This window comes from Rhizobium sp. N324, from assembly GCF_001664485.1.
In the GTDB taxonomy this organism is placed as follows: Bacteria; Pseudomonadota; Alphaproteobacteria; order Rhizobiales; family Rhizobiaceae; genus Rhizobium.
This window is the reverse complement of record NZ_CP013630.1, coordinates 789437-800977: the sequence shown is the minus strand read 5'-3', so window position 1 is coordinate 800977 and position 11541 is coordinate 789437. Positions and strand designations below refer to the sequence as shown.

Below are 11541 nucleotides of genomic sequence, written 5' to 3'. Positions count from 1 at the left end.
CAATTAGACCAGGGCTACCAAAGCCAGCCCGAGGAGATCGGTACGCGGATTTCGCACGGACTGGATGAGTGCCTGCCGGGCCTCAATCGCAGAAAGAAATTCGTTCGCCGCAGCATCGTTAGTTGCGGTATGTGCCTGCCAATGAAGAAAGCCAATCTCTCCTCGCAGACTGGTCTCCAGCGCATCGGCTCGTTCTTTCGCACTGGCGGCTCGACGATTGGCAATGGACGCGAGAGCTATCGGAACAGACTTATCAATCGAACCCCACAACTCGGCTAGGAATGGCAATTCGCCGACCATGGAAGGTTCGATGGCTCTGAGGTTCAAGTCCCGCCGCGGTTGATCGAGAAAGCCCCGAATACCCCCATGAGTGACGATATCTTGACGTGCGCCGCGGTTGTCGCGGAGCAGCATGATCTCGGCGGTGACCTCCGGCCAGAGTAACGACCGGGCGCGGGCGGCCAGCCCCGGTCCGATGTCATGTGATACCCAGACACGCTCATCGAGGACAGATCGTGCAAGTACTTGGAGGAGAAAAGTGCCCTTAAGCTTGGGGAAACCATTGAGCATGAAGGCTGTGACCCGGCTGTGCCGCCCATGCTCTGCCTCGGAAGTCATCGTATCGACGAGACTGTGGCCAGGGGCGAAAAACTGGAGGTCGTCTCGTGCTAGAGCAATTCTCCGAGAGAACGTACCGCAGACCAGGCGGGTTTCACCATCCGCGCCTGTGCCTATTTTCAAACGATCACTTGTGACGTTGAGCGACCCGTTGGTCCAGCGAAACTCACTGGTGTCATCCTCCCCTTTTTTTGTCTGAATTCCAAGGCGCGAAGCCCACGATCGCAGCGTCACAGCGCTATCAAGCGTATCACCCTCGTCTTCCATTTCTGAGGCGAGGGCGAATGCGCGCTCAAGCTGGGGTTTAGTTGCGTCAAGGGATATGTCAAAAGCCTCGTCAATTGCGCTCATCGATGCATCGACCTCGGCACGAAGGTCGGAGATAATCGCTTTCAATGCGGATGGGCTTTCTCCGTAAGCGGCTTGGAGCTGCCGTTGCAATTTCGGCAATATGAACTCTAAGCCGCCGATCGAACGATTAAAGACCTGGAAGACATCGCGGTGCATTTCCAGTAACGCCTGATCCGCCGCCGTTCCTGGCTCCAATACGACAGATAGAACGTGTGAGTCACACTTCCGGCCCACTCGGTCGAGCCGCCCGATGCGCTGCTCGAGCCGCGCACAGGAGACCGGCACGTCGAAATGGACGATTGCGGAAGCATTCTGGAAGTTCCGACCCTCGCCCCCCAGTTCGTCCAAGACGAGCACGCGGCAACTTTTATCGTGCTGGAACCGAAAGGCGGTACTGGCGAGATCCACTTCTTCGATATTGCAGTGGAAACGCGCGACCGAGCGCTTGCCATATCGCCCTTCGAACCGATCAGCAAGATCGTCGGCAGATCTGGCGTCTTGCACAAAAACCAGTACCTGGTGATCTGGATCAGCCAAGTGATCATCGAGCCAGCTTTCGAGGACGTCCGCTCGGCTGAAGCCGCCTTCCTGCTCCCAAGCCTCTGCAAGACCCATAGCCGTCCGCAGCCACCTGTCTTCTCCCTCAAGTGGTGAAAGATCTCCGACAAGTTCCGCTAGGATGATCGGCTCATCATTTGGGCCCGAATCCGATGCGATGCGTCCAATGGGGTCGTTGGCGTCGCCGTCTGGTCCGTCGTCGAGGGCTTTTCGCCGCTGTTCCAGGAAGCGTACGGCAGCACTGGGAGAGGTTGAACAAAAGCGCTGATAAAGCGCGCGGATTGCCGTGCCTTCTGGTCCTTCGCTTTCAGGCAACTCCTCAAGGTGGTTAAGGAAAATGGCTTCGGCCGGACTAGCTGACCACGACAACTCTATGAGCTTTCTCTCAGGCCAAGCAGTCGTTTCACCTGGCAGCGTTGCGCGCCGCGTCCGAATGATTCGGTGGTCGAGCCTGTGGAACTCCTGCACATAAGCAATGAGTTCGATTGCAGCTTGTGCTTCGCCCGCCCGCATCCGCTCCAGCAGGGCATCGAATTGGGGATCGCCTTCAATAAAGCCTACCCATTCACCGGCTACGAACTCCACCTCATCTGAATTAAGCTCCCGACCTTCTGCCGCAGTGGCGTCGATTAGCTTCCGGGTGAAATTGAGACGGTCCCAGACTTCGCTTTGTCGGTCGAACTTTGCTTGGAGGTTCGTTGGCGAGTGGTCGGTGTAGGCATCAGGTGCAATCAGCGCAAGGAGCCCTACCAAGCCAGCCATGTCGCGCTTCGAGGGCGTCGCGGACAAAAGCAGGAGGCCGTCCGACTGGCAAGCGAGGCGTTGCAGTTGAGGATATAACGCGTGACCGGGCGGGATCTGGTGAGCCTCATCTATCACCACCATGTCCCAGCGACGCGCGGCAATCATCTCAGCAAGTTCAGGATATGCTTCAAGTGCGGTTGTTGCGACTATGAGCCTCTCGCTTCCAACTAAGGTCCTCAACGAGCCACGGCCTTCCTCGACCATTCTGGCACAATCAATGTGATGATATGCGCGAGCGCCGAAGCGCAGATACGTCTCCGTTAGCCACTGGCGAGACATAGACCCCGGCGCCACTACAAGTACGCTAAAATCCTGCCGCTCCGCCTGCAACGCCTGGATGATCATCCCGGCCTCGATCGTTTTCCCGAGGCCAACTTCATCGGCGAGAATAAAGCGGGGCGTGCGGTCAAAGAGCACGCGGCGTGCCGCGTAGATCTGGTGGCCCAACGGAAGCACACGAGCACCCAGCATCGCGGGCAATCCGCCAGACGACGCGCACCAGCGGCCGTAAGTATCCGCCATTGACCATCGAGCGATATAGTTTCGCGGCGTGTCCCAACGATATGCCTTGAGCAACTGCACAGGATCGGTCGTCTCCCCGACCGGCATGATCAAGCCTTCCCAAACGTCATGGATTTCGTCATCAAAAGCAACTCGGTAGACGAAACCACCGTCTTCGCGCTTGATGAGGAAATCGACGATTTCCCCTATCGCGACCGTGCCGGCAGCAGTCTTAAAACGTACAGATGTTTCTGGACTGAGACGCACTCGGACAATTGGGGTCTTCGGTGCGACCGTCCGAGTGCCCTCACCGGTGAAGTGAATTACAGCGCGACCTTGCTCATCATATTTGTGGAGTTTGCCGATCCCAAAAGTTGCAAGAGCAGTTACGTTTACAAGACTTCCTATCGGAATAGTTATGTCTGCCGATGGCTTCAGAGATCGCGATGTCAAATTGTTCACTTCACGCCCCTCCCACGAGCGTCGAAACGTTCTCCTAGAAAATGATGTATAGCTGAGCAACTTGGCGTTACAAGCCTCGTCGGCGTCCTGCTTCCACTCTCCACATGTGCTGTAATCGGAATGCGGCTGACGAGTATGCTTTCAATCGCCGTGTGAGACTGCGCAGGAATCGCTTCTCCCGACGCGTTGGATTGAAGGTTTTAGCGTATCCGTGCTTGATTTCGTGGTTTAGAAAAAAAAGAGACCGGATATACCACAGGCAGTCGACAGACCTCTTTCGAAAAATCCGCTGGCGCGTCCTCTTTGTCGGTTTCGGCCGTTAGCCGGATCCTAGTGTCGATAAACGATGAGATGTCGACATGAAAAAGAAGAGATCGTTCTGGAATTGGCCAAATCCGCTAGCCTGGATCGAAGGGTTCTTTCAAATACTGGCTGCGGTGTTCGCGCCAATCCTCCGGCTCTTAGGCATGCTCAACCCGCCAAGCGCGCAGGGGTTCGAAAATATCCAACGCGCTAAAGTCGAAGATGCGCAGAAGCTAGCCGTCGAGAACGAAGCGGCGGTCGACGAGTTGATAAAGCAAATGTTGCCAGGCGAAGTTGTCCGTGCCTACGCGAAGGCAGATGCTACCGGCCGCGCGAGCATGGATCTCTCCGCGCTCGATGACGCGCAGCAGGACTGGCTGATGCGGCTAAGCGACGAGGATCTCGACAAGCTCGGCATGTCTACGACAGGTGCGTGCGCGCGGAGCCTGGAAGCGCGAGAAGTCAGGCCGGGCTATCCGAAGGCAGCAGCAGAAACGGAAACGGCCGAGATCTATATGATCCCGACCCAAGAGGACATCGAAGAAGTGAAACGGCAGCAGATAGCAGCCTTGTTTCGGCAAGTTCAGCGGGAGCTATTCCTTGCTCCGGGCGTTCCCAACCTTAATCCGAAACATGTTCCTGCCACGCTGCACTGACAAACAGTCAGCCTTCGTTTTGAAGCCGCCCGAGGTCACAGCCGGGCGGTTTTCGATTTCGAAGCGGCGCAAGGCTTCGTACAGTTCAGGAAGCTCATGGACGATGTCGCCAAACTGTGCCGCGATACCAGCATCTGAAATATCCGGTATGATGCTCATGCTGCACCTCGCATGCGGTCGATGTGCGCCTGCCGCTGCTCGAGCGCAACACGTAGACGCCGAACCTCAGCTTCCAGGCTGGCGACATGGCGGACGGCGCGGATAGCGACACGTCCAAGATCGTCAGCGCGGCCACGAGCTTCCGACAGCTCACATGCATACTGATACGCAGCACGAGGTTCAGCGCGCTCTTCGGCAGCTTGGCGACCTGCAGCGTGCGCGTCAGCGAGGCTACCGACGATGCCGGCAGTCATCAGGCCAAGTTCGAGGCCGGCGCGGCCTGCAGGATCCCCGGAGTCGAAAATCGTCATGCCCATAAGAGATACCTCCGTTTCGATTTCGGAGGCGACGTTATAGGGACCTGGACTCCTTGAGAGCCCCATTTCGTCGATTTCTTGCGGCACGGTAAAGGAAGTGCGATCGCTACCGTTTCATGCGACCTGTGACCCATGTGTTGTTACCGCGATTCCCGCAAGCGGTGCATCGAAGCCGCGGCATCAGGGCGGCGATGACAGCGTGTTTGCCGACGCGCCGTGCTAGCTCCCATCTGTCGACGAAGCCCTTGTGCGCGCATGCCGCACATTTGCCGCCGAGGACATACCATTCCTCAAGCTGGCTCAGCGTCATCCTGTCAGCATTGTATGTTTTGAGGCCTGCGGCCGCTTCCGCCCGAGCGGCCGCAGGAACTCCGGGACGGGCGGATCCGGCGCGCGCTCACATGCCATGCGATGTCTTTGGTTCAGGTGGATGAACGTCTTTCCAGGACGCTCTCGGACGGCTGCTCGGAGGGCTGCGCAGGACACCGCGAACACGGTAAATCGCGATATCGTCTCCAGGAGCATGCCGCCGGCTTTGGGCGGGTCACTCCAGACTTCCACGCGACACGGGGCATCAGGCGGCTCCAAACCGCCGCGTCGGCTGCCTTCTCCGACAGTGTAGCCCGCGTCGGCGCCGTCGCGGACGAGATCGATGCCTTTTCGATGCTTCACGACACCCGCTCGTATTTAGGCTTCCAGCCGTGCGAGATGCCTTTGCTCATGAGGTTGGATGCGCCGAAGAGCTGGTCCCTGAGGAAATCGGCGTCGGCGAGCAAACAGCGGATCGCTACGAGCGGATCGCCACCTGCGGCATTGAGCACAGACACAGCCAGATCGACCTCGGCCGGCGACTGGGTGTCAGTTTCTGCGTCCGGGATATCGAGAGCGAGCTGCTGGGACATGAGATTTCCTTAGGAATAGCTTCCATCGTCGACGGAATTTGTTTTTATTTTGTTGTCATTACCTCGATAGTCAAGGGGAGTTTTGCGCGTCGTTTTGGTGTCATGCAGGATCGTTCACGAAGTTTGGGGGATGAGATGACACACACGCCAAGTTCTGATGGAAAATTTCGAAGATTTACGAATCTCGCTGCTGCTATCCACCTACTTCAAACGAGGCAGATCACGCTGCTTCCACCTGACTCGTGGGACGATCGGAATGATCGCCACTTCATGGAGATTTACAAGAAACGCAAAAGCCTCAAGACGCTCAAGGCCATTTGCCTCTCCCGAGCGCCGGAAACGTATCATCACTGGGGGGGCTTCTCGCCGAACCTCGACGAGGTCTGCGTCGTTCTCAACCCCGAGAAGCTCTTGAAGGCTTTCAAAGGAATGCCCGGCGTACGGCCCACTACGAGGAGATTAGCAGACTGCCCGACCTGAACCCAGTAGTGGACGACCTGCCGTTCATCAAGCGCTATCCCTACGAGCCGGAGAGCGAATACAGGATCCTGTATGAGGACACTAAGCGCAAAACTGAATTCACGAACTTTCCGTTGCTGCCTGGGACCATCCAAGCAGTAATCCTCAGTCCCTGGATGCCTGCGGCGCTCGTAAACTCTGTGCGGGGAACATTGAAGACGATCGATGGTGCATCTCGTGTCCGGATGTACGCCAGCACGCTTATCTCGAACCAAGACTGGCAAAGGGTCGCTGATCGGGCTGTATAGTCCTCGAATCTTGCAGACGCCCATGCTCGAATCGGCGCGGTATCATACCGTCGCCCCTGCCCGGCCATCCATGCGGACCCAATTCTGTGGACAAAGGCAGGCGCTATCAGGGCTACGGAGTTTGGTATGGTGACGGTATGGCGGACCGTTGAGACTTGAATTTAGAGGATGCTAGCTTCCTCTAATACACCTAAGTTGCTGATTTTCCTAAAGGAAAATGGTACGGTTGGGGGGTCTCGAACCTCCGACCTCAGGTGCCACAAACCTGCGCTCTAACCAACTGAGCTACAACCGCATAAACCGCGCCGGGCGCGATGGGGGTCACATACGAGGACTTGGCGATGAATTCAAGCCCCATTCCTCGTCAATATACAAAAAGGCTGGACGCGAGGTCCAGCCTTTTGTCTTCGATCGATCTAGACCGATCAGGCAACCTTGAAGGAAGCCATGGCCTTTTCGGCGGCGTCCTTGGAGGGCTTTGCGAGCTTTTCGGCAACCTGCTTGGTGGTTTCCTGGATCGACTTCGCCTGCTCGACGGTGAGTTCGGCCTGCTTGCGGATGAAGGCGGTCTGCAGCTCGAAGAATTCGGCGGCAGACTTGACGCCGAGCAGCGCTTCGAAGTGCGACAGCGAGTTCTCGGAATTGACGCGCAGGATGTCGATCGCCTTGAGGCCGAGCTCGACGCTGCCGGCCTGTGCCGTCTGGACGGTGGCTTCGAGGGTCTTGCCGGCTTCTTCGCCAGCGGTCTTCAGCTTGGCATAGGCGTCCTTCGACTGCTGGGCGCCCTTTTCGGCGAAATCACGGAAGGATTCCGCGAACTTGGACGGGTCGAAAGAAGCGATTGAAAAAACGTCGTCGGTCTTTATGGTAGCCATGGGTCGCATCCTTTGGGCTGAGGCAGTCGCTGCCTGCAATAGTTGGGATGACGCTTATATAAGACATTTCATTGTGCATTGCAACAATTATTGTGCGATGCACAAGACGTTAACCTTGCCGGCCGAAAACCCGCTGCTCTTATGGACCCGCATGCGCCCCGCAGTTATTAATAAGCCGTTAATTTAAGAAGGCCGACAGCGACAAGGTTCGATCATGCCCGCAGTCCAATATCCGTTCATCGATATCGCCGTGCATGCGCGGGTGCGGGAACGCTTTGCGCGCGGTGAGGCGATGGTGCTGTTTTCGGCCGATTTCGCCCGCCTGCTCTGGGCAAACGGTGCGGGCGCCGAACTTTTCGGCCATGCGGCCGTCTATGATCTGCTTGATCAGGGCGTCGACCGCACCGACATCACCTTCCGCCAGTTGGAAACGGCCGCACGCCAGCTTGCCGATATCGGCGACCACAGAAGCCTGATGATCCGCGTTGCCAAGGGCTTCCAGCGCGTGCAGGTGCAGGCGGCGGCCGAACTGATCCGGCTTTCCTCGGGCGAAAAGGCCATGCTGTTTTCGGTGCCGGTCTCGGCAAAGCCGCTGACGTCAGGCGCCTCGGCCGCCCAGATGCTGCAGGGGCTCGATGATCCCGACACGCATATGGCCGTGATCGGCGCCGATGGCGACGTCATCGCCGCCTCGCCGGGCTTTGCCTCGCTCGGCATCTCCCAGCAGACGGCAAAGACCTTGATCAATCTTGCCGGTGCGCATCCCGACCGGCTGGTGAAGCGACCCGTTGCGACCGGCAGAGGCAATCTTCCGGCAGCCGTCGGCAAGCTCAGCGACGAGCCGGCACTCAACCTGCTCTTTGCCGTGGAGACGGCGATCGGCCATCTCGACCCGGTCGACGCAGCCGCGTCCGATCCGATCGATACGCCCCCCCTCGATGCGCCTGGGCTCGACTTGATTGACGCGCCCTCGAATGAAGACGCCGTGCCCCCGGCCGAGGACTTCCGCGACGAGCCGGTTGCCGACATAGGCTTTACCGAAATCATCGACGCGGTCTCCGGGATCGAGGACGTCGAGGAAACGCTCGAGGACATCACCGGCGAAACCGAACTTGCGGCGGAGACGGCAGCGGCATCCGCAGACCAGGTGGCCGACGAAACCGGTTTCGCTGGACAGGCCGAGCCGGAGAGCGACGGCGGCGTGATCGACAGCCGCGCGGATGAGGCCCATGCGCCTGCCGCAATCATCGAAGACGACCTGACCTCCCTCACGCAGACGGTGGAATCGGCGACGACGACCGAACCGCGTGTCGAGGCCGCCGACGCGCCTGTCGAAGAGGCGCCGGCAGCAATATATGAAGAGCCCGTCGTCGTACCGCCCGTGGCCCACCGCGCCTCTCCTGCGCCTGAGCTTGCAGCTGCGCCCGGCTTCGTCTTCAAGCCCAACAGCCGCGCCACCCGCTTTGTCTGGAAGATCGATGCCGAGGGCCGGTTCACCGAGGTCAGCCACGAATTTGCCGAGGCCGTCGGTCCGCATGCATCCGAGATTATCGGTTCCGCCTTCGGCGATGTCGCCGCCCTCTTCAATCTCGATCCCGACGGCAAGCTTGCCGAGGCGCTCGCGCGGCGCGACACATGGTCGGGCAAAACCATCCTCTGGCCGGTCGAAGGCACCAGCCTCGTCGTGCCAGTCGATCTGGCGGCGCTGCCGACCTATACCCGCAACCGCGACTTCGACGGTTTCCGCGGCTTCGGTGTCGTCCGGCTTTCCGATGCGCAGGAAGATCCGCTGGCGCTCGGTCTGACGCTCGGCCCGGATGGGGTCGGCCATGATGCGGCAAGCCTCGGCCCGGTGCCGGAAACCGTTGACGACGCGGTCCACGACGTGCCGGCAGCGCAGGAAGAAGTCGTGAGCGAGCCCGCCCTGCCGGATGAGGTCGAGGACCAGGCGCTTGCCGCAAGCGAACCGCCGCCAGAGACAGAGCTCGCGTCTGAGAATATTGCCGCCGAGCAGGCGCCCCTTGAGCCGGAGTCGGACGAGCAGGAGCCCGGCGAGCCGCCGTTCCAGGAAAGCGCTGTGGAAAAAGCAGACGATATCTCCGCCGCCGAACCGGCAGCGGAAACGTCAAACGAGCCACCGGCGCTTCGCATTGCCGAAGCGCCCAATCGCCGCTTCTCCGACAAGATCGTTCAGCTCCACAACAGCGGCGCCGGACTGACGGCCGCCGAGCAGGCCAATTTCCGCGAAATCGCCAAGCGTCTCGAAGCCTTCGGCGCCAGCAAGGAAGAAGCTGCCGCGCCGGCACGCATAGAACCCACGGTTACCGAACCGGCCAGTTTCGAAGAGGCTTCCGGGGCCGAAGAGTTCGAGGCCGAAACGCCCGTTGCCGACGAGGCGGACGTGCCTTCGCTTGAGGAGATCACGCCGCAGGAAGCGATTTTCGAGAGTGCTGCCGACGCGCAACGCGACGACGACGCCGAGGATGCTGATGTCGTGGACGAAGACGAGGCGACGGAAGGGCTGGAGGAGACGGTCAGCCAGATCGAGGTGCTGACGAGCTTCATCCCGCCGCGCGTCAAGATGACCGACGGGCTTTCGCTGGGAACGGTCGACCAGCTGCCGGTTGCCGTGCTCATCCATGTCGGCGATGCGCTGATCCATGCCAATCCGGAATTCATGCGGCTGACCGGCTACACCTCGCTCGACGCATTGCGTGAGGTCGGCGGCATCGAAGCCCTGCTGCAACGCCGGGAACTCGAGGAAAAGGCCGCCGGTTCCGGCACCATGATGCTGGTCAAGGCCGACGACAGCCTGGTTCCGGTGACGGCGCGGCTGCAATCGGTGCGCTGGGAAGACGCCAACGCATTGATGCTGGCGCTGATGCCGGTGGAAGGCAAGGAAAGCAGCCGATCCGAAGCCCGCCCCGAGCGCATGGTCGAGAAGGTCGCCAAGCTTCAGGTCGAAGTGGAAGAACTGCGCTCGATCCTGGAAACGGCGACCGACGGCGTCGTCGTCATCGGCACCGAGGGCGACATCCGCTCGATGAACCGGTCGGCGAGCGCACTGTTCAATTACGATGAGCAGGAGACGCGCGGCAAACCCTTCGTCATGCTGTTTGCCCATGAAAGCCAGAAGGCGGTGCTCGACTATCTCCACGGCCTTTCCGGCCATGGCGTCGCCAGTGTCTTGAACGACGGGCGCGAAGTGATCGGCCGCGAGGCCGCCGGCGGCTTCGTGCCGCTGTTCATGACAATGGGCCAGCTCACCTCCTCCAACGGCTATTGCGCCGTCATCCGCGATATCACCCAGTGGAAGCGCACGGAGGATGAGCTGCGCAACGCCAAGGGTGCGGCGGAGACCGCCAACGCCCACAAGACCGATTTCCTCGCCCGCGTCAGCCACGAGATCCGCACGCCGCTCAACGCCATCATCGGCTTTTCCGACATGATGGCCGGCGAGCGCTTCGGGCCGATCGGCCATCCCCGTTATATCGAATATGCCAACGACATCGGCCGTTCCGGCCGGCATGTTCTCGATATCGTCAACGACCTGCTCGATATTTCGAAGATCGAGGCGGGCGAGATGGATCTCGATTTTGCCGCCGTCGGCCTCAACGAGGCGGTCTCCGAGGCGGTAGCCCTGGTGCAGCCGCAGGCAAACGGCCAGCGCGTCATCATCCGCACGGCGCTGTCGCATGCGGTGCCGGAGGTCGTGGCGGATCTGCGCTCGATCAAGCAGATTGCTTTGAACATCCTGTCGAACGCCATCCGCTTCACGCCATCCGGCGGACAGATCGTCGTTTCCACCTCCTATGAGGCGAATGGCAGCGTTGTGCTCAGGGTCCGCGATACTGGCATCGGCATGACGCGCAACGAACTCGACCAGGCGATGAAGCCGTTCCGGCAGGTCTCCTCGACCCAGTCGCGCCATCGCGGCGACGGCACCGGGCTCGGCCTGCCGCTGACCAAGGCGATGGTCGATGCCAACCGGGCCGTCTTCTCGATCAATTCGGCGCCGAACGAGGGCACGCTCGTCGAGATCACCTTCCCCTCGCAGCGCGTACTGGCCGGTTGAGCATAAAAAAAGGCAGCCGAGGCTGCCTTGAATTTGGTGCTGTTCAACAAGAGCTCAGTCGATCACCATCATCGAAAGCCGGAAGGCTCCAGGCCGCCTCGTTCATATACGGCCCCCAAGTTGGCTTTTACATTTGACAAACCTTTCTTAACGAAAGGTTTCCATGACAGTGCATCGATCAGTGCCAAAAGCT

Annotated in this window: 6 protein-coding genes and 1 tRNA gene; 3 read left to right on the top strand and 4 right to left on the bottom strand. The window is 59.6% G+C overall.

The genetic code is table 11. The features are described from left to right. Positions 1–3: 3 nt before the first annotated feature. Positions 4–3294, bottom strand: a complete 3291-nt coding sequence (locus AMK05_RS03855) for an SNF2-related protein (RefSeq protein WP_143535799.1) — start codon at positions 3292–3294, stop codon at positions 4–6. Between the two features lie 359 nt (positions 3295–3653). Here AMK05_RS03855 and AMK05_RS03850 point away from each other — a divergent pair, with 359 nt between their 5' ends. Beyond that, positions 3654–4253: a hypothetical protein gene (locus tag AMK05_RS03850; protein ID WP_064836672.1), complete on the top strand. Its 600-nt coding sequence runs from the start codon at positions 3654–3656 to the stop codon at positions 4251–4253. A gap of 155 nt (positions 4254–4408) precedes the next feature. Here the strand turns inward: AMK05_RS03850 and AMK05_RS34350 are convergent, their stop codons facing one another. Further along, entirely contained in the window at positions 4409–4729 is a 321-nt protein-coding gene (locus AMK05_RS34350; protein WP_143535798.1) for a hypothetical protein, read from the bottom strand. Positions 4730–5430: 701 nt separating this feature from the next. Here AMK05_RS34350 and AMK05_RS35090 point away from each other — a divergent pair. Further along, positions 5431–6111, top strand: a complete 681-nt coding sequence (locus tag AMK05_RS35090) for a hypothetical protein (protein ID WP_190237334.1) — start codon at positions 5431–5433, stop codon at positions 6109–6111. Between the two features lie 505 nt (positions 6112–6616). Here the strand turns inward: AMK05_RS35090 and AMK05_RS03825 are convergent. Further along, a tRNA-His gene (locus tag AMK05_RS03825) sits at positions 6617–6693 on the bottom strand. A gap of 130 nt (positions 6694–6823) precedes the next feature. After that, positions 6824–7273, bottom strand: coding sequence for a phasin (locus tag AMK05_RS03820; protein WP_049733034.1), 450 nt, complete (start codon positions 7271–7273; stop codon positions 6824–6826). Positions 7274–7487: 214 nt separating this feature from the next. On the opposite strand from AMK05_RS03820, the gene AMK05_RS03815 reads away from it, so the two are divergent. Further along, entirely contained in the window at positions 7488–11348 is a 3861-nt protein-coding gene (locus AMK05_RS03815) for a sensor histidine kinase (protein WP_064836662.1), read from the top strand. Positions 11349–11541 lie beyond the last annotated feature (193 nt).

Bases quoted from the DNA above. Each gene is read 5' to 3' on its own strand.
- AMK05_RS03850 (WP_064836672.1), top strand. From the start codon at position 3,654: ATGAAAAAGAAGAGATCGTTCTGGAATTGGCCAAATCCGCTAGCCTGG.
- AMK05_RS34350 (WP_143535798.1), bottom strand. From the start codon at position 4,729: ATGGGCATGACGATTTTCGACTCCGGGGATCCTGCAGGCCGCGCCGGC.
- AMK05_RS03820 (WP_049733034.1), bottom strand. From the start codon at position 7,273: ATGGCTACCATAAAGACCGACGACGTTTTTTCAATCGCTTCTTTCGAC.
- AMK05_RS03815 (WP_064836662.1), top strand. From the start codon at position 7,488: ATGCCCGCAGTCCAATATCCGTTCATCGATATCGCCGTGCATGCGCGG.